Source organism: Micromonospora sp. NPDC000668 (assembly GCF_042897975.1).
Lineage (GTDB): Bacteria > Actinomycetota > Actinomycetes > Mycobacteriales > Micromonosporaceae > Micromonospora.
Genome location: NZ_JBIAYP010000003.1, coordinates 92,725 through 109,208, shown reverse-complemented (window position 1 = coordinate 109,208; position 16,484 = coordinate 92,725). Strand labels below are relative to the sequence as shown.

The following is a 16,484-nucleotide window of genomic DNA, read 5'->3' as shown; positions in this document are numbered from 1 at the left end:
CGGCTAGCGGACCCGGCCGTAGCCCTGGATGGACATCATGTTCATGCCCCGCTTGAGCACGTTGCGGCCGGCGCTCGGTGCGTCGATCACCTGGCCGCCGCCGACGTAGAGGGCGACGTGCCCGAGCCCGCTGTAGAAGACCAGATCTCCCGGGCTTAGGTCGCCCCGACCGATGTGGGCGACCGCACCCCACTGCATCCGGGTGTTGTGCGGCAGCGACTTCCCAGCCGCCCGCCAGGCCGCCGAGGTCAGCCCGGAGCAGTCGTAGCCGTTCGGCCCGTCGGCCGCCCAGACGTACGGCTTGCCCAGCGCGCCGAAGGCGTAGCGCACCGCGACGCCGGCCGCACCGGCGACGGCGGGTACGTTCGCGGCCTCGGTGGCCGCCGCCCTGGGCGCGGGTTGCTCGGTGGCCGCCCCGTACGCCTGCCGGCGCAGCTCGTACAGGTTGGCCAGGTCCTTCTCGATCTGCTTCTTGGCCGCCGAGAGTTGGCGGGCCTGCGCGGCCTGCCGGGTCAGCGTGGCGTCCAGGCGGCTCTTCTCATCGAGCAGCCGTTGCTGGGTGGCGGTGAAGCCCGAGATGCGTTCCTGCCGTTGGCGGGTCAGTTGATCGAGCGCGCCGAGCCGGTCCAGCAGCGCCGCCGAGCCGCCGGGACGCAGCAGCGCGTCCGCGGTCCGCAGACCACCACTCTTGTACGCGGTCGTGGCCAGCTCGGCGACGTCAGCCCGGCTCTGCTCGGCCTGCTGTTCGAGCGGGCCGATGCGGGCCTGTAATCGGCCCGCTGCCGTCTTGTTGGTCTTGATCTCCTCGCGGAGCTTGTTGTATGACTCGACGACCCGCTCCAGCTCGGCCGAGGACGTCTCGATCCGGCGGGTCAGGTCAGCGGGTGACGGCTCGGCGTATGCCGCCGCCGTCGGTGCGATCAGCGCGGCCGACATGCCGACCAGCGCCACGGTGCGCAGCAGGTTTCTCAGGGATGACAAGAGCGGAAGGCTCCTCTCCCACGGCCGCCGACGGGGCTGCTGATGCCCTCGGCGACACCGGCCGGGGCCACCCGGGCGGACGGCACTGGGCCGGACCGGCCCGCCCAACCTAACCCGGGACGGATGTCGCCCGCAGTTGAAGCAGGGGCGAATGTTGGCAAAGTGGCGGGAAGTAGCGCTGCGGCAGGTGGCTTTAGCGGGGCTGCTGACGCGCGACGAGCCTTCCGGCGCGATCCCTTTCCGGGTCGATTGACGGATATACGACCTTCGTCGTTCCGGGCGTATGACGCCGGATACCAGTGCGCCATAACCGATAAAACCTGAAATGGATGCTGTTTCGCGACGATGTCCCCCGGCCGGGTGAGCTGTCGGGAGGCCGTAACTTGCCCGGTGGGCTGGCGGCGCCACAACACAATGAAGGCCGGAGCCGGGAATCCCGTCGACAGGCAGCGATGCCTCACCCGCAGGCCAGCCCGGCGAACCGCCCCGCGGGAGGAACCGTGAATCGTGAAGGCGCAAAGACGCGACCGCCGCGAACGGTGCCGGGCGCAAGGTCGACCCTGCTGTACGCGCGACCCGGCATCATCGTGACCGTCGACCGGTTCACCGTCGGCCGGACGAGTTACCGGGTCGCCGACCTGACCCATCTGCGTACCACCCGGGGCCCCCACGACCGGATCGCCGTCCGGGCCGTCGCGATCACCGCCGCCATGATCGGCGGTGTCGGGCTGCTGCTCGGCTTCACCGGCGGCCTGCAGCGGCTGACCGCCGGGGCGTACCTCATCCTCGGTGCGGTGTTCCTGCTGCCGGCGGCGCTGGCCCTGGTCGGCGACCGCTGGCGGCCACCGCCGTACGAGTTGTGGGGGTGGAACCGGGGTGCCGAGGTGCTGCTGTTCAGCGCCGACGACGAGCGGCAGTTCGGCCAGGTCACCCGGGCGCTGCTGCGCGCCCGGGAGGTGAACCGGTACGGCGGCTGGGTGGACCCGCTCGCCTCGGCCGACCCGTGGCGGCCCAGCCGCTGATCCGGCGCGGGCAGCGGTTACCCCCAACCGACCGCAATTCGTTGTTGATCCAGTCGAATACGCTGATCTTCGATATTGAAGGTTGCGGGCCATGGCTGGGATGGTCGACGGGGGATGTCGTGACGAAGAAGCGGCGGCCGGTTTCCGGCGCGCCATCCAGCGAGCAAGCAGCATCCCGGCGACAGACGGCCCGCGGAGGGCTGGCCATGTTCCTGGTCGGTCTGGGCTTGGCCGTGGGTTCGCTCGGCTACCGGTGGTGGGACTCCTCCGAGGCGGACCGGCTGCGAGTCGAGGGCGTGCAGGTCCCGGCCACGCTCGCCGACCGGGCCGGCGGCAGTGCCCGAGGCAGCGGCATCGACCGGATCGAGGTCTACTACATGTACGACGGGGAGCAGCACCACGACTGGATCCCCTGCGCCAAGCTGGCAGCCTGCCGCAGCGAGCCGCCCCAGGCATTGACCATCTGGGTGGATCCGAGCGATCCGGAGCACTTCGTGGCGGAGAACGACCGGACCGACGGCTCGCTGTTCCCCCTGATGTCCTGGTCCCTCGTTCCGGTCGGCGTGCTCTTTGTCATCGTGGGCGGCCTGATGCTCGTCCTGGTGAGATCCGACAAGCGGAGCCAGACGCACCGTCCCACCGACCACAAAGGGAGATGACATGACGAAACCGGTCAAACGAGTTGGGTGGCGACCGTCCGGTGCCCGCAACCCAAAGGCGTACGCCTTGTCGGTAGCGGGGGCGGTGCTGATTCTGGTGGGACTGGTGGCGGTCGACTCGGTCCTACTGGTTGCGGTCGGTGCTGCGCTGGCCCTGGCCGGCTGGCTGCTCGCCCGCCGCGCGGCGTGAAGGTCGGAACACCCCGACCGTCAAGCCGTGCGCACCGTCATCGGGGGAGAACCGGCTCCGGGGTCTGCTCCTGCCGCGGTGCGGCCAGCCAGCCGCTGACCCGGCGCTCGGCGTAGAACGAGACGAACGGCACGGTGCCGGCCAGCATCACCAGAAGCATCCGCTTCAGCGGCCACTCGGCCCGACGGCTCAGGTCGAACGCGGCCAGCAGGTAGACCATGTAGAGGAAGCCGTGCGCCTGCCCCACCGTCTCGACCACGACCGGATTGTTGAACGCGTACTTCAGCGGCATGCCGATCACGACCAGCAGGATCAGTGCCACGCCCACGATCCAGGCGATCACGCGGTACCGGGTAAGGGCTGCGCCCACCTTCGTCCGTCCTTCCGAGCCCGGCTCAGCCGGGATAGTCACCGGGTCGAGCGCCCGGGTTGGCGTTCAACCATGACAGGTAGTGGTTGTAGGCGGCCAGGTCCGAGTCGTCGACGGCCTCGCCGCCGGCCGGCACCCGGGACACCCGCACCGGTCGGCGTACCGCCGGTCGGGACCCGGCGGTGACGGTCGGCTCAGGCTCGGCGGCCGGGTCAACCGGCGGCGCGTCGGCCGCTGCGGCGGCCCGGTGGGCCAGCCGCACCTCGCGCCACCAGACGTAGACCACGAAGCCGGCGAAGATCGGCCACTCGACCGCGTACCCCCAGCTGATGCTGTTGCCGGCGGTGGCCCGGCTGATCTGCCACCAGCCCAGCCCGAGGAAGCCCACGACCAGCACGACCATGGCCACGTGACGCGCGATCCACGCCGGGGTCCAGAGCCACCTCATGGCATCGAGGGTACCGGGCACGCTGCCGCTCTCCGACACCGTGTCGTAGTTGTCGCACGGCGGGGGATGGTTTGGCATTACCCGGTGTGGGCATCCGTCTAGACGCCAGCCCAAACGAGACCAGGGGGGCGATGATGACCGGATCGGTACGCGAGGACGGCTTTCCGTCCAGCGGTAACAGGGATATGAGCCCGGAGCAGCGGGTGCCCGAGTGGGGTGGTGACCACCTCGCCGACCCGACGGGCGACGGCCCGGATCCCGCCGGCGACCTGCTCGGCGTCGACCCGACGGAGCTGACCGACGAGGATCTGATCCGCGAGATGCACAGCCTGCACCGCACCCGGCTGGACACCCTCCGACACGCGGCGGACTCCGCGCTCGCCAACCACCTGCGGCGTACGGCGGAGCTCGAAACCGAGTACCTGGCCCGCCACCCGGGCCGGGAGATCGACCCGAGCCGCCTGCGGGGCGTGTGATGCCGGCGCGTGCGGTGCGTGGCATGTCCGCGCCACCCGAGGTGGTCTTCAACACGGCCACCGACCCCGCCCGCGCGTCGGCGTGGTTGCCGGAGCCGCTGCGCGGCGACGGCAGCCCCGCAGCGGAGATCAGTGGCGAGGAACTGCGGGCCCGCTGGGGCGACGGCGACGACGCCGACTGGTCCGCCGAGATCCGGGTGGAGCCGGCGGACTCCGGCGGCGCCCGGATCCAGCTCGACCTGGTTGACAGGTCGGGCGGGCCGGAGCCGGACCAGCTGGCCGACGAGGCGCTGAGCAACCTGATTCGCGAGGTCGCCGACAACCTCCAGGCCGGCTGAGACCTCCGCCGGCCCGAACCCGGCCGGCGCCCCGGCAGCGGGCCTGCGATCCCCGGCCAGCCGCGCGGGACGGCCAAGCCCGCACCACCACGACACGCGAGGAGACCGGGTGACCCCCACTGGCCTGCGACAGAAGGCGGCGCGACTGCGCCGGGCGTACGCGCCGCACGAGCACCGCCCGCTCGGCGGCTACCTGGTGGCGATGGGCACCTATGCCGGGGTCACCGGGGCGCTCGCCGGCCTGGTGAAGGCGACCGGTCGGCCGGTGCCCGAGCGTCCTGCCCCGGCCGACGTGGTGCTGCTCTCCATCGCCACGCACAAGCTCAGCCGGCTGCTGTCCAAGGACGCGGTGACCAGCCCGCTGCGGGCGCCGTTCACCCGGTACGACCGTCCGATCGGCAGCGGCGAGGTGATGGAGCAGGTCCGCGACTCGGGCAGCTCCACCCGGCACGCCATCGGGGAGCTGCTGAGCTGCCCGTTCTGCCTGGCGGTCTGGGTCGCCACCGGGCTGACCGGGGGCCTGGTGCTCGCGCCCCGGCTGACCCGGTTGGTGGCCACCGCGCTGACCGCGGTCGCCGCGTCCGACTTCCTCCAGATGGCGTACGCGACGGCGCAGCAGGCCGCCGAGGGCGGGCACGACGACGACTGATCCGTGCCGAGCGCAGCGGGGGCCGGCGGATGCCGGCCCCCGCTGCCGTGCGCGTCAGCGCTGCATGCCGGACCAGCCGTGCGGCGACTCCGGCTCCCGTTCGTCCTCGTCGGCCCCGGTGATGATGTCCCGGTCCACCGCCGTCTTGTCATGTTCGTTGGCGAAGTCCGGTTCGGGCGTGGTGTCCCTGCCCTTCGGCGGTTGGGCCAGCGCCGCCACCTTCTCGTCGTGGTCCTCGTGGTGCGTCATGTCGGTGTCCCTCCAGAGGTCGTCGGCGCGCTCGGGGTCGGGGTGCGAGGTGGCGGGCGCGCTCACCCGACGGAGCCGCCCAGCAGGTCGCTGACCTCGTCCACCGCGTACTCGCCCTCGGGTAGCGAGTCGATCCGGGCCAGCAGGTCCGGCGGGAGCTCGGCGGCCACCGCGCGGCGGTAGATCTCCGCCTGGGTGACCCGTTCCTGACCCCGGTAGATGTCGTCGAGCAGGTCGTCGAGGGCCTGGGTGTCCGGCTCGCCGGCCACGGATGCGTCGTCGGTCACGCCGATCAGCTACCCGGGCCGTAATCGGTCAAACGTCGCGCCAATTGGCCCCGCGCTTGGCCGTGGCGGGCATACGACAGCGCCGCCCCCGGCCGGTAGGCCGGGGGCGGCGCTGGTGTCGGTGTGCAGGTCGCCTCTCGGCGAGTGGCACTACGCGGCTCCAGCCGGACGGTATTCCGCGAAGGCTATTTAGGTGAGGCCCGGGGACACTGGACACACCGACACCCCAGTCAACGAGCGGACCCCCACCGCTGTTCCGCCCTTTCCTGTGGTCGCCGTCACAGCGACCGGCAGGTCAGGCCGGGGTCGGCAGGGTGGCCCGCCGGGCCCGGACGGCGGTGGCCAGGTGATCGAGCACCTCGGCGGTGTCGTCCCAGCCGAGGCAGGCGTCGGTGACCGAGCGGCCGTACTCCAGCTCCCGGGTCGGGTCGAGGTCCTGGCGGCCGGGCAGCAGGAACGACTCCAGCATCACGCCGGTGATCCCGCGCTGGCCGGCGGCCAGTTGGGCGGCCACATCGGCGGCGACCAGCGGCTGGTTGCGGTGGTCCTTGCCGCTGTTGGCGTGGCTGGCGTCGATCACCAGCCGCTCCGGCAGCCCGGCGGCGCGGAGCAGGTCGAGCGCGCCGGCCACCGACTCCGCGTCGTAGTTGGGCCGGCCACCGCCGCCGCGCAGCACCAGGTGCCCGTCGGTGTTACCCCGGGTGTGCATGATCGCCGGGGTGCCGGAGAAGTCGATGCCGGGGAAGACGTGCGGGACTCCGGCGGCGCGGATCGCGTCCACGGCGGTGCCGATGCTGCCGTCCGGGCGATTCTTCATGCCGATCGGCATGGAGAGGCCGGAGGCGAGCTGCCGGTGCACCTGGCTCTCCACCGTGCGCGCTCCGATCGCGCCCCACGCCACCGTGTCCGCGATGTACTGCGGGGTGATCGGGTCGAGGAACTCACAGCCCACCGGCAGGCCGAGGCGCAGCACGTCGAGCAGCAGTGCCCGCGCCCGCCGCAGACCGGTGTTGACGTCCCCGCTGCCGTCCAGCCCCGGGTCGTTGATCAGGCCCTTCCAGCCCACCGTGGACCGCGGTTTCTCGAAGTAGACGCGCATGACGATCAGCAGGTCGTCGGCGACCCGGTCGGCGGCGACGCGCAGCCGCTGGGCGTAGTCGAGGGCGGCAACCGGGTCGTGCACCGAGCAGGGGCCGACCACCACCAGCAGGCGGTCGTCCTCGCGGTCCAGCACGCGACCCACCGCGCGTCGGCCGGTCAGCACGGCCGAGGCGAGCGGGGCGTCCAGGGGCAACTCGTGGTGCAGCAACGCGGGCGTGGTCAGCGGCACGACACGGTCGATCCGCTGATCGCTGACCCGATCGGTCTCCGGGGTCGTCACGGTGGGAATCCTTCCGCCGACCGTGCCCGGGGCCGGTGCCCGGGACGAGCCGGCTGCTCGTACGCAAAAGGGCAGGAACGATAGCTCCTGCCCAGCCGGCTCGGTCCGTGGTGACGTCAGATCATGGTGAAGTCACCGGCGTGCGAGCCGGCTGCCTAAACCATCGATACGAACGCGTCACGGGCCCAGCGTACCCGACCGGGCCGTGAAGCTGAGCGGGTCGTCCCAGAAGGCTGGACGATCACCGCGTGGCAGGGCCGAGGCGGGGGTAACAGGGGTGCCATGACAGACGAGCAGAGCGATCAGGACCGGGTCGAGTCCCGGGCGCACCTCCTACCCGAGGAGGCGGCGGTTGGCAGCGACGACGCGGAGGCGCAGGCGGAGGCCATCCTCACCGAGTCGGATATTCGCGAGGCGGACCAGAACGCGGCCCCGGACACGGTGCTGGAGCACCGCACCTCGGATCAGACGGTGGTCGCCGTCGAGCCGCCGGACTGATCGGCGGCCACGGCCCAGGCGGACGCGACCGCGAGCACCAGGCGCGGCGCGTCCGCGCCGAGCCGCGGTGGCGCGGTCGGCTCGCCGACCCACCTCGCGTCACCTTTCCGCCCGCGAGATCGGATAGCGTCGTGCCATGCCCGACAGCGGTTACCCCTGGCCCATCGAGACGTCCCGACTGGATAACGGCATGCGCGTGGTGGTGAGCGAGGACCGCACCGCGCCGGCCGTGGCCGTCAACCTCTGGTACGACGTCGGCTCCCGGCACGAGCCGGAAGGGCAGACCGGCTTCGCCCACCTCTTCGAGCACCTGATGTTCGAGGGCTCGGTGAACGTGGCGAAGACCGAGCACATGAAGCTGATCCAGGGCTCGGGCGGCTCGCTCAACGCCACCACCAACCCGGACCGGACCAACTACTTCGAGACGGTCCCGGCCGAGCACCTGGAGCTGGCGCTCTGGTTGGAGGCCGACCGGATGGGCGGCCTGGTCCCCGCGCTCACCCAGGAAACCCTGGACAACCAGCGCGACGTGGTAAAGAACGAGCGCCGGCAGCGATACGAGAACGTCCCGTACGGTGACGCCTGGCTGCGGCTGTTGCCGCTGCTCTACCCGCCGGGGCACCCGTACCACCACTCGACGATCGGCTCGATGGCCGACCTGAACGCCGCCGACCTCGCCACCTTCCAGGCGTTCCACGAGACGTACTACGCGCCCAACAACGCGGTGCTCACCGTGGTCGGCGACGCCGCGGCCGCCGAGGTGTTCGCGCTGGCCGACAAGTACTTCGGCGCGCTGCCCGCCCGCGACGACATCCCGCCGGCCCCGGACGGCCGGAGCGTCCCGGCGACCGGGCGACCCGCCGCCGAGACGGTGACCACCGACGTGCCGGCCCCCCGGGTGTACGTGGCGCACCGCGGCTACCCGTTCGGCAGCCCGGGGTACGACGTGCTCACGGTGCTCGCCACCGTGCTCGGCAGCGGCCGGGGCAGCCGCCTCTACCAGCGGCTCGCCGACGGTGAGCGGATCGCCCAGCCGGACCTGGTCGGGGCGTACGGCGTGGACCTCGCGCACGCCCCGGCGCCGCTGATCGCCACGGCCACCGCCCGCCCCGGTGTGAGCGCCGAGCGGCTGGCCGAAGGGCTGGCCGAGGTCGTCGACGAACTGGCCACCGTGCCGGTCACCGCCGCCGAGCTGGACCGGGCCAAGGCGTTGCTGAGCACCGCGTGGTGGCGGCAGATGTCGACGGTGGACGGCCGCGCCGACACGCTCGGCCGGTACGCCACCCAGTTCGGTGACCCGGCCCGGGCCGCCGACCGGCTGCCCAGCTGGCTCGCGGTGACCGCCGAGCAGATCGCCGAGGCCGCCGCCGAAGTGCTGGACGCCGCCAACCGGGTGACCCTGACCTACCTGCCCGAGGAGACCCCATGACGCTGATCGCCGTCCGTCCCGGCCCGGGTGCCGCTCGCCCGTACCGGTTCCCGCCGGTGGTCCGCCGCGCCGTGGCCGGCGGTCAGGTGGTCGCCGCGCACCTGCCCGGGCAGAACCTCGCCGTCGCGCTGCTGCTGCTCGACGCCGGCGCCGGCCGGGAATCGACCGGCAAGGAAGGGCTGGGCGGGGTGCTGGCCAAGGCGCTGGAGGAGGGCACCGCGCAGCGGGACGCCACCGCGTTCGCGCTGGCCATCGAGGCGCTCGGCACCGAGCTGGTGACCGGGCTGGACTGGGACTCGTTCCAGGTCAGCGTCCAGGTGCCGGTGGACCGGCTGACCGCCGCGGTGCAGCTGCTCGCCGAGGCCGTCCGGACGCCCCGCCTGGACCCGGCCGATGTCAGCCGGGTCCGTGACGACGAGGCGACCGCGCTGCGGATGGACTGGGCCAACCCCGGCCCGCGCGCCGACGCCGCGCTGCGCGCGGACCTGTTCGGCGCGGAGAACCGCTGGGGACGCCCGATGTACGGCGACCCGGAGTCGGTGGCCGGGCTGGACGTGGAGGACGTGACGGTCTTCCACTCCGAGTGGTTCCTGCGGCCGGGCACCCTGATCGTCGCTGGTGACCTGGACCGGATCGACCTGGACGCGCTGGCCGCCGCGGCGTTCGCCGGCACCGGTGGGGGCGCGGCCGACCGGGGCGGCCCGATCGACGTGCCGCTGCACAGCGGTCGGCGGATCATCCTGGTGGACCGCCCCGGCTCGGTGCAGTCCACGCTGCGGCTCGGCCACCCGTCGCCGTACCGGGCGCACCCCGACCACGTGCCGATGACGCTCGCCGGCACGGTGCTCGGCGGGGCGTTCACCTCCCGGCTCAACCACCTGATCCGCGAGGTGCGCGGCTACACGTACGGCATTCGGGGCGACTTCGCCTCGTCGCGGCGGTTCGGCCGGTTCGCGGTCAGCTCCGGCGTGCAGACCGCAGTGACCACGCCGGCCCTGGTCGAGGCGGTCGGCGAGATCACCCGTACCCAGGTCGCCGGGGTGACCGAGGACGAGCTGGCGGTGGCCCGTTCCTGGCGGGCCGGTCAGCTCTCGGTCGAGTTGCAGAGCCCTCGGGCGATCGCCTCCGCGCTGACCACGCTGGTGGTCCACGACCTGCCGGACGACTACCACGCACGGCTGCGCGAGGCGCTGCTCGCCGCCGACGTGGACCAGGTCTCCGCAGCGGCGGCCACCCACCTGCACCCGGACGCGCTGACCCTGGTCGTCGAGGGCGACGCCGCCATCATCCGCGACGAGCTAACCGCCGCCAACCTCGGCGAACTGATCACCCACCCCTGATTCCGCGTTGATCATGGGGTTGACGGGGAGTTCGATCACCGAACACCCCGCCAACCCCATGATCACCGGAGCGGGCGGGGGAGGGCCGGGGGTCCGGGGGCGGGTTGGGGTTGCAGTGTGATGCGGGACGCGGGGGGTGGGAAAGGGCTCCCGGTTGTGGGGGCGGGCTGGGTAGCCTCGCGGGCATGAGGATCGGCATTGTGGGGGCCACCGGCCAGGTCGGTGGCGTGATGCGGCAGGTGCTGGCGGAACGGGAGTTCCCGGCGGAGCAGGTGCGGTTGTTCGCCTCGGCGCGGTCCGCCGGGCGGACGCTGCCCTGGCGTGACGGCGAGGTGACCGTCGAGGACGCCGCGACCGCGGACTACGCCGGTCTGGACATCGTGCTCTTCTCGGCCGGTAAGGGGACGGCCCGGGAGTTGGCCCCCCGAGTCGCCGAGGCCGGTGCCGTGGTGATCGACAACTCCTCGGCGTTCCGGATGGACCCGCTGGTGCCGCTGGTGGTCGCCGAGGTCAACCCGCACGCCGTCACTGAGCGCCCCAAGGGCATCATCGCCAACCCCAACTGCACCACGATGGCCGCGATGCCGGTGCTGCGTCCGCTGCACGCCGAGGCCGGCCTGGTCGGCCTGGTCGTCTCGACGTACCAGGCGGTCTCCGGCGCCGGGCTGGCCGGCGTCGCCGAGCTGGATGAGCAGGTCCGCAAGGTCGCCGAGCACGCCGCCGCGCTCGCCTTCGACGGATCGGCCGTGGAGTTCCCTGCGCCGCGCTCGTTCGCCGAGCCGATCGCCTTCAACGTGCTCCCGCTGGCCGGCTCGATCGTCGACGACGGCTCGTTCGAGACCGACGAGGAGCAGAAGCTGCGCAACGAGAGCCGCAAGATCCTGGAGATCCCCGACCTGAAGGTCTCCGGCACCTGCGTCCGGGTGCCGGTCTTCACCGGCCACTCGCTCCAGATCAACGCCCGGTTCGCCCGGCCGCTCACCCCGCAGCGTGCCCACGAACTGCTCGCCGACGCGCCGGGGGTGGCGCTGACCGACGTCCCGACGCCGTTGCAGGCGGCCGGGCAGGACCCGAGCTACGTGGGGCGGATCCGCGCGGACGAGACCGTCGAGTACGGGCTGGCCCTGTTCTGCTCCAACGACAACCTGCGCAAGGGCGCCGCGCTCAACGCGGTGCAGATCGCCGAGCTGGTCGCCGCCGAGCGTCGCTGACCGTCGCCGTCACCCGAGGCCCCCGCCGGCAACCGGCGGGGGCCTCGGGTCGTTTCAGGGGATGTCGCCGGTCGGCCATCGGGCGCGACGGGCAGCCGGTCGTGCTTGGATGGACGAAGCTGACCGTGCCACCTGGAGGAAGCCGTGCCGGACGATCGCACCCAGCAGGCGTTGACCGACCTGATCGCCGGCCGCTCGATGGGCGTGCTGGCGACGCTCAAGCGGGACGGGCGGCCACAGTTGTCCACAGTGGTCTATTCGTTCGACCGGGAGGCGGGGCTGATCCGGGTCTCGGTCACCGACGGCCGCGCCAAGACCGCCAATCTCCGCCGGGACCCGCGGGCCAGCTTCCACGTCGGCAGCGAGGACGGCTGGGCGTACGCGGTGGTCGAGGGGCACGCCGAGCTGACCGCCCCGGCCAGCGAGCCCGGCGACGAGACCGTCGAGGAGTTGGTGGCGGTCTACCGGTCGCTGCGTGGCGAACACCCGGACTGGGACGAATACCGCGAAGCCATGGTCGCCGAGCGGCGGCTGGTGCTGCGCCTGCCCGTGGAGCGGATCTACGGCGCGCCGCCCCGAGGCTGACGCTCGCCCGTCGTCCTACGGTCGGCCGGCCACCCCGCGTTACCCCGCCCCGGGCGGCGGGTAGACGGGCCGTGCCGACACCGAGAGGGGAGCACCATGACAACGGTCGGAGAGTTCATGACGACCCGGTTGGTGACGATGGACGGCAACGACACGCTCATCGCAGCCGCGCAGGAGATGCGCGACAGCGCGATTGGTGATGTGGTGGTGACCGACGGCGACAGTGTGGTCGGCATCGTCACGGACCGGGACATCACGGTCCGGGGTGTCGCCGAGAACATGGACCCGGGCTCGACCCGGTTGAACCAGGTCACCACCCGAGATGTGGTGACCGTGAGCCAGTACGACGACGCGGTGGCCGCCGCAGACCTGATGCGCACCTACGCCGTACGCCGGCTGCCGGTGATCGACGACGGGCGGCTGATCGGCCTGGTCTCGATGGGCGACCTCGCCGTCGAGCGCGAACCACAGTCGGTGCTGGCCGACATCAGCGCCGACGATCCGAACAACTGACCGTCCGCCGCGGGCGCGCCGGCTCTCCCCGCACGGGAGGGCCGGCGCTGCGCCGTTCCGGGACGTCAGATCGGCTCGACCTGGACCCGCACGTCGGTGGCGGCGCGAGCGGCGGCCACCGTCGCGGCCTCGGCGTCGACCTCCCGTCGGACCGGGGCCGACAACGCCGACCACGGGCTGACCGTCAGCTCCAGCCGCCCCTTTCCGGCCTGCCGTGCCCGCCAGGTGCCGACCACCTCGCCGTCCACCAGCAGGGCGCCGGGATTGCCGATCGCCCGCCACAGCTGCTGCTGGTGCTCCCGCTCCGGCACCAGCAGGTTACGGTCGCGGCCGGCGAGGAAGGGGTCGCCCGGCGGCAGCAGCCGCACCAGCCGTGACGCGGGAGCGCCGGTCAACGCGTCGAGCGCGTCGGCCGGCAGCCAGGCGGCCCGGCCGTCGACCCGTACCTCGGCCAGGCCCGCCGGCCAGACCCGGCGTAGCTCCGTCGCGGTGGAGCCCAGGAAGCCGGCCGCGTCGGCGGGGGTGGCCGGGCCGAGCAGCCGCAGGTAGGTCGTGATCAGCTCGGCCGTGTGCGCCGCCTCGGCGGGTGGGCCGGGCCAGTCGGGCAGCGGGGCGAGCCGGGCGGCCCGCCCAACGACCACCAGGCGCACCCCGCCGGCGAGCCCGACCTGCTGGAACACCGCCCCGGAGATGTGCCGCGCCTGGCACGTCCGGCAGTCGTAGGTCAACTCCGCGGGCACCCGGTCGGAGACCGCCCGGCTGACCACGCCGCGTTCCAACTCGGTGGTGACCACCGCCTGGAACGCCTCGGCGGTGGCCCGGAACGCGGCCAGCCCGAGCCGGGCACCCGCGCCGATCTGCCCGGGGATCCGCCGGGTGGCGTCGGCGTCACTGAGCGGCCAGATGGCCGCGGCCAGCGTCGGCAGCTCGGCACGCCGGTGCAGATGCGGGGCGCCCCGCATCGACCAGACCAGCTCCAGCCGGTCGTCCGGCTCGGTCGCGCCGCGCGCCGCCAGCGCCTGCCGGGCCGAGCCGTAGGGCGTGTCCTGCACGCCGAGGGCCAGCACCGCCAGGTCGCCCGGACGCCGGCCGCCGGAGCGGTCGAGCTGCTGGGCCCCGACCCGGTAGGCGAGCACCTGCCGGCGGTCGACCTCTGGCGTCTGCACCGTCATCTGCCCCTCCGTCCCGGACGTCCCGTCGCGCCCACCCCGATGCCCGGCACGCTACCCGGCCCGTCCGACACCGCCCGGCGGCTCACCCGATCCGGGCGAGGTTGACCGGAGGACCGGCGGGGACCCGTGCGGGGACGTGCGAAGCCGGCCGCGCGTGCGACGCGAGCACGCCGGGTGGGATCCCGGCCCGGCCAACTGGGGAGGAGTGGACCCGATGGTGGACGCGACCACGAGGTTCTTCGAGGACCTGGACCGGCGGGGGTACGAACCCCTGCTGGCGAAGGCATCCGGGACACTGCGCATCGACCTGCAGGAGGGGGCGCAGACCAGGCACTGGCTGCTGCGGATCGACCACGGCCGGGTGGACGTGAGCCAGGAGGACCGGGAGGCCGACACGGTCCTCGGGACCAGCCCGGCGCTCTTCGAGGACATCGCCGCGGGCCGCGAGCACGGACTAGCCGCACTGTTCCGGGGGGACATGACGGTGCTGGGTGACGCCCGGCTGGTGGTGCAGGTGGAGCGGGTCTTCCCGGGTTCCCCGGACGCCCGCGGGCCGCGCCGGCGCTTCGCGGGGGAGGTGCACTGATGGGCCAGAGCAACACGGTCCGGATCCTCGACGGCAACACGTTCGTGGTCTGCGAGGACACCGGTGACATCGAGGCGACGCCGAGCGAGCCGACCGGGCTGTTCTCCATCGACACCCGGTTTCTGTCCACCTGGGTGCTGACCGTGAACGGCGAGCGGCTCAACTCGCTCTCCTTCGACGACCTCCAGTACTTCGAGTCGCGCTTCTTCCTGGTGCCGGGGATGGCCACGCACTACATCGACGCCAAGTTGTCGATCATCCGGGAGCGTGCGGTCGGCGGGAGCTTCCGCGAGCAGCTCACCATCCTCAACCACGACGAGAAGCCGGTGGACCTGGAAATCCGAATGGACGCGGCGTCGGACTTCGCCGACCTGTTCCAGGTCAAGGACGAGATCCTGAACAAGAAGGGCGAGATCTACACCGAGGTCGAGGCGGACCGGCTGCGGTTGGGCTACCGCCGGGGCAACTTCAAACGGGAGACTGTCATCTCCTCGTCGGTGGCGGCCCGCTACGACAGCACGGGATTCGTGTACACCGTCCACCTGGAGCCCAACGAGCAGTGGGAAGCGGCGATCGACGTCCAGACCAACGCGGTCGGGCCCGGCGGCCGGGACCTGCGCTTCGGACTTCGGGTGCACGGCAACGAACGGCTCGCCCTCCAGCACGACCTGGAGAAGTGGATCGCGGATGCCCCCAAGGTCAACAGTGAGCACGGCCGGGTAGCCAGCACGTACCAGCGCAGCCTGATCGACCTGGCGGCGCTACGCTTCTCGCCGCTGTCGCTCGGCGGCGCCACCCTGCCGGCCGCCGGCCTGCCCTGGTTCATGACGATGTTCGGCCGGGACAGCATTCTCACCTGCCTGCAGACGCTGCCGTTCACCCCGCAACTGTCGAAGACCACGCTGCGCGTCCTGGCCTCCCTGCAGGGCAGCCGGTTCGACGACTTCCGGGACGAGGACCCCGGGCGGATCCTGCACGAGATGCGCTACGGCGAGACCGCCGCGTTCGAGGAGCAGCCGCACTCGCCGTACTACGGCTCGGTGGACGCCACACCGCTGTTCGTCGTGCTGCTCGACGAGTACGAGCGGTGGACCGGTGACGTGGCGCTGGTCAAGGAGTTGGAGCAGGAGTCCCGGGCGGCGCTGCGGTGGATCGACAACTACGCCGACCTGGTCGGCAACGGCTACATCTGGTACGAGCGGCGCAACACCGACACCGGCCTGGAGAACCAGTGCTGGAAGGACTCCTGGGACTCGATCTCCTACCGGGACGGCACGCTGCCGCCGTTCCCCCGGGCCACCTGCGAGGTGCAGGGGTACGCGTACGACGCGAAGATCCGGGCGGCCCGGATGGCCCGGCTGTTCTGGGGTGACCCGGAGTTCGCCGACCAGCTGGAGCGGGAGGCGGCAGAGCTGAAGGTGCGGTTCAACCGGGACTGGTGGGTGGACGACGGCGAGTACTTCGCCCTGGCCCTGGACCCGGACGGCCGCCAGTGCGACACCCTCAGCTCCAACATCGGCCACCTGCTGTGGAGCGGGATCGTCGATCCGGAGCGGGCCGAGAAGATCGCGCAGCACCTGGTGGGGCCGCGGCTCTTCACCGGGTGGGGGGTGCGGACGCTGGCCGAGGGGGAGGTCCGGTACAACCCGATCGGCTACCACAACGGCACGATCTGGCCGTTCGACAACTCCTTCATCGCCTGGGGACTGCGCCGGTACGGCTTCGCCGAGGAGGCCGCCGCCATCGCCAGCGGCATCCTGGACGCCGCCACCTACTTCGACGGCCGGTTGCCGGAGGCGTTCGGCGGCTACCCGCGGGAGCTGACCAAGTTCCCGGTGGAGTACCCGACGGCGTGCAGCCCGCAGGCCTGGTCGACCGGTACGCCGCTGCTGCTGCTGCGCACCATGCTCGGCTTGGAGCCGCACGAGGGGCACCTCGCGGTCGAACCACGGCTGCCGGTGGGGATGGGCCGGATCGAGGTGCTGGACATTCCGGGCCGCTGGGGTCGGGTGGACGCGTTCGCCCGGGGCCGGCTGGACCTCCACAACCTCGCCGACTGACCCGACCGGCCGGCCGAGCCGGTGAACCGGCGGCGACGCG

Annotated in this window: 21 protein-coding genes; 14 read left to right on the top strand and 7 right to left on the bottom strand. The window is 72.3% G+C overall.

The window, feature by feature from the left end; translation table 11 throughout:
- Window positions 1–3: 3 nt before the first annotated feature.
- Complete coding sequence (locus ACFY29_RS16725; RefSeq protein ID WP_328419687.1) at window positions 4–981, bottom strand: NlpC/P60 family protein; 978 nt, start codon at window positions 979–981, stop codon at window positions 4–6.
- Between the two features lie 500 nt (window positions 982–1,481).
- Here ACFY29_RS16725 and ACFY29_RS16720 point away from each other — a divergent pair, with 500 nt between their 5' ends.
- The 3 genes from ACFY29_RS16720 to ACFY29_RS16710 are packed head-to-tail and all read left to right on the top strand — an operon-like array spanning window position 1,482 to window position 2,852.
- Window positions 1,482–2,003 (top strand): DUF6232 family protein, encoded by a 522-nt coding sequence (locus ACFY29_RS16720; RefSeq protein WP_386987037.1) that lies wholly within the window; start codon window positions 1,482–1,484, stop codon window positions 2,001–2,003.
- Window positions 1,985–2,662, top strand: coding sequence for a DUF3592 domain-containing protein (locus ACFY29_RS16715; protein WP_386987035.1), 678 nt, complete (start codon window positions 1,985–1,987; stop codon window positions 2,660–2,662). The genes ACFY29_RS16720 and ACFY29_RS16715 overlap by 19 nt, the downstream gene beginning before the upstream one ends.
- A gap of 1 nt (window position 2,663) precedes the next feature.
- The gene (locus tag ACFY29_RS16710; protein WP_386987032.1) at window positions 2,664–2,852 is read left to right on the top strand and encodes a hypothetical protein; all 189 of its coding nucleotides are present in this window, start codon (window positions 2,664–2,666) and stop codon (window positions 2,850–2,852) included.
- A gap of 37 nt (window positions 2,853–2,889) precedes the next feature.
- On the opposite strand, the gene ACFY29_RS16705 is transcribed toward ACFY29_RS16710, so the two are convergent.
- Both ACFY29_RS16705 and ACFY29_RS16700 read right to left on the bottom strand, forming a co-directional pair.
- Window positions 2,890–3,222, bottom strand: coding sequence for a DUF3817 domain-containing protein (locus tag ACFY29_RS16705; RefSeq protein WP_386987029.1), 333 nt, complete (start codon window positions 3,220–3,222; stop codon window positions 2,890–2,892).
- 25 nt (window positions 3,223–3,247) lie between these two features.
- Complete coding sequence (locus ACFY29_RS16700) at window positions 3,248–3,670, bottom strand: hypothetical protein (RefSeq protein WP_328419677.1); 423 nt, start codon at window positions 3,668–3,670, stop codon at window positions 3,248–3,250.
- Window positions 3,671–3,801: 131 nt separating this feature from the next.
- On the opposite strand from ACFY29_RS16700, the gene ACFY29_RS16695 reads away from it, so the two are divergent.
- The 3 genes from ACFY29_RS16695 to ACFY29_RS16685 all read left to right on the top strand — a co-directional run bounded on the left by ACFY29_RS16695 (window position 3,802) and on the right by ACFY29_RS16685 (window position 5,133).
- Window positions 3,802–4,146, top strand: a complete 345-nt coding sequence (locus ACFY29_RS16695; RefSeq protein ID WP_386987026.1) for a DUF6158 family protein — start codon at window positions 3,802–3,804, stop codon at window positions 4,144–4,146.
- Window positions 4,146–4,484 (top strand): SRPBCC family protein, encoded by a 339-nt coding sequence (locus ACFY29_RS16690; protein ID WP_355609301.1) that lies wholly within the window; start codon window positions 4,146–4,148, stop codon window positions 4,482–4,484. Before ACFY29_RS16695 ends, ACFY29_RS16690 begins: the two co-directional genes overlap by 1 nt.
- A 109-nt stretch (window positions 4,485–4,593) precedes the next feature.
- The gene (locus ACFY29_RS16685; protein WP_328419671.1) at window positions 4,594–5,133 is read left to right on the top strand and encodes a DUF1360 domain-containing protein; all 540 of its coding nucleotides are present in this window, start codon (window positions 4,594–4,596) and stop codon (window positions 5,131–5,133) included.
- 54 nt (window positions 5,134–5,187) lie between these two features.
- Here the strand turns inward: ACFY29_RS16685 and ACFY29_RS16680 are convergent, their stop codons facing one another.
- The 3 genes from ACFY29_RS16680 to ACFY29_RS16670 form a co-directional block, all read right to left on the bottom strand.
- A complete protein-coding gene (locus ACFY29_RS16680; protein WP_328426051.1) occupies window positions 5,188–5,382 on the bottom strand; it encodes a hypothetical protein in 195 nt (64 codons plus the stop codon).
- A gap of 62 nt (window positions 5,383–5,444) precedes the next feature.
- Window positions 5,445–5,678, bottom strand: a complete 234-nt coding sequence (locus ACFY29_RS16675) for a hypothetical protein (protein WP_386988444.1) — start codon at window positions 5,676–5,678, stop codon at window positions 5,445–5,447.
- Between the two features lie 286 nt (window positions 5,679–5,964).
- Window positions 5,965–7,059, bottom strand: a complete 1,095-nt coding sequence (locus ACFY29_RS16670; protein WP_328426049.1) for a 3-deoxy-7-phosphoheptulonate synthase — start codon at window positions 7,057–7,059, stop codon at window positions 5,965–5,967.
- Between the two features lie 273 nt (window positions 7,060–7,332).
- Here ACFY29_RS16670 and ACFY29_RS16665 point away from each other — a divergent pair, with 273 nt between their 5' ends.
- The 6 genes from ACFY29_RS16665 to ACFY29_RS16640 all read left to right on the top strand — a co-directional run bounded on the left by ACFY29_RS16665 (window position 7,333) and on the right by ACFY29_RS16640 (window position 12,626).
- Window positions 7,333–7,548, top strand: coding sequence for a hypothetical protein (locus ACFY29_RS16665; RefSeq protein ID WP_386987021.1), 216 nt, complete (start codon window positions 7,333–7,335; stop codon window positions 7,546–7,548).
- 136 nt (window positions 7,549–7,684) lie between these two features.
- Window positions 7,685–8,977 carry a M16 family metallopeptidase gene (locus ACFY29_RS16660; RefSeq protein ID WP_386987018.1) on the top strand — a complete coding sequence of 431 codons (1,293 nt, stop codon included), beginning with the start codon at window positions 7,685–7,687 and terminating at the stop codon, window positions 8,975–8,977.
- Window positions 8,974–10,317: a pitrilysin family protein gene (locus ACFY29_RS16655; protein ID WP_328419663.1), complete on the top strand. Its 1,344-nt coding sequence runs from the start codon at window positions 8,974–8,976 to the stop codon at window positions 10,315–10,317. Before ACFY29_RS16660 ends, ACFY29_RS16655 begins: the two co-directional genes overlap by 4 nt.
- Window positions 10,318–10,502: 185 nt before the next feature.
- Complete coding sequence (locus tag ACFY29_RS16650) at window positions 10,503–11,528, top strand: aspartate-semialdehyde dehydrogenase (RefSeq protein ID WP_386987015.1); 1,026 nt, start codon at window positions 10,503–10,505, stop codon at window positions 11,526–11,528.
- A 144-nt stretch (window positions 11,529–11,672) separates the two neighbouring features.
- Window positions 11,673–12,113 carry a PPOX class F420-dependent oxidoreductase gene (locus tag ACFY29_RS16645; protein WP_328419659.1) on the top strand — a complete coding sequence of 147 codons (441 nt, stop codon included), beginning with the start codon at window positions 11,673–11,675 and terminating at the stop codon, window positions 12,111–12,113.
- A gap of 96 nt (window positions 12,114–12,209) precedes the next feature.
- A complete protein-coding gene (locus ACFY29_RS16640; protein ID WP_386987011.1) occupies window positions 12,210–12,626 on the top strand; it encodes a CBS domain-containing protein in 417 nt (138 codons plus the stop codon).
- A gap of 65 nt (window positions 12,627–12,691) precedes the next feature.
- On the opposite strand, the gene ACFY29_RS16635 is transcribed toward ACFY29_RS16640, so the two are convergent.
- Window positions 12,692–13,798 carry a DNA glycosylase AlkZ-like family protein gene (locus ACFY29_RS16635; protein WP_386987008.1) on the bottom strand — a complete coding sequence of 369 codons (1,107 nt, stop codon included), beginning with the start codon at window positions 13,796–13,798 and terminating at the stop codon, window positions 12,692–12,694.
- 214 nt (window positions 13,799–14,012) lie between these two features.
- On the opposite strand from ACFY29_RS16635, the gene ACFY29_RS16630 reads away from it, so the two are divergent.
- Window positions 14,013–14,384, top strand: a complete 372-nt coding sequence (locus tag ACFY29_RS16630; RefSeq protein WP_355609452.1) for an SCP2 sterol-binding domain-containing protein — start codon at window positions 14,013–14,015, stop codon at window positions 14,382–14,384.
- On the top strand, window positions 14,384–16,444 hold the full coding sequence (locus tag ACFY29_RS16625) for a glycogen debranching N-terminal domain-containing protein (protein WP_355609280.1): 2,061 nt from the start codon (window positions 14,384–14,386) through the stop codon (window positions 16,442–16,444). The genes ACFY29_RS16630 and ACFY29_RS16625 overlap by 1 nt, the downstream gene beginning before the upstream one ends.
- The last annotated feature ends 40 nt before the right edge of the window (window positions 16,445–16,484 follow it).

Coding starts and splice junctions, on each gene's coding strand:
- ACFY29_RS16710 (WP_386987032.1), top strand. CDS start 2,664: ATGACGAAACCGGTCAAACGAGTTGGGTGGCGACCGTCCGGTGCCCGC.
- ACFY29_RS16700 (WP_328419677.1), bottom strand. CDS start 3,670: ATGAGGTGGCTCTGGACCCCGGCGTGGATCGCGCGTCACGTGGCCATG.
- ACFY29_RS16695 (WP_386987026.1), top strand. CDS start 3,802: ATGATGACCGGATCGGTACGCGAGGACGGCTTTCCGTCCAGCGGTAAC.
- ACFY29_RS16690 (WP_355609301.1), top strand. CDS start 4,146: ATGCCGGCGCGTGCGGTGCGTGGCATGTCCGCGCCACCCGAGGTGGTC.
- ACFY29_RS16680 (WP_328426051.1), bottom strand. CDS start 5,382: ATGACGCACCACGAGGACCACGACGAGAAGGTGGCGGCGCTGGCCCAA.
- ACFY29_RS16665 (WP_386987021.1), top strand. CDS start 7,333: ATGACAGACGAGCAGAGCGATCAGGACCGGGTCGAGTCCCGGGCGCAC.
- ACFY29_RS16660 (WP_386987018.1), top strand. CDS start 7,685: ATGCCCGACAGCGGTTACCCCTGGCCCATCGAGACGTCCCGACTGGAT.
- ACFY29_RS16655 (WP_328419663.1), top strand. CDS start 8,974: ATGACGCTGATCGCCGTCCGTCCCGGCCCGGGTGCCGCTCGCCCGTAC.
- ACFY29_RS16650 (WP_386987015.1), top strand. CDS start 10,503: ATGAGGATCGGCATTGTGGGGGCCACCGGCCAGGTCGGTGGCGTGATG.
- ACFY29_RS16640 (WP_386987011.1), top strand. CDS start 12,210: ATGACAACGGTCGGAGAGTTCATGACGACCCGGTTGGTGACGATGGAC.
- ACFY29_RS16635 (WP_386987008.1), bottom strand. CDS start 13,798: ATGACGGTGCAGACGCCAGAGGTCGACCGCCGGCAGGTGCTCGCCTAC.
- ACFY29_RS16630 (WP_355609452.1), top strand. CDS start 14,013: ATGGTGGACGCGACCACGAGGTTCTTCGAGGACCTGGACCGGCGGGGG.
- ACFY29_RS16625 (WP_355609280.1), top strand. CDS start 14,384: ATGGGCCAGAGCAACACGGTCCGGATCCTCGACGGCAACACGTTCGTG.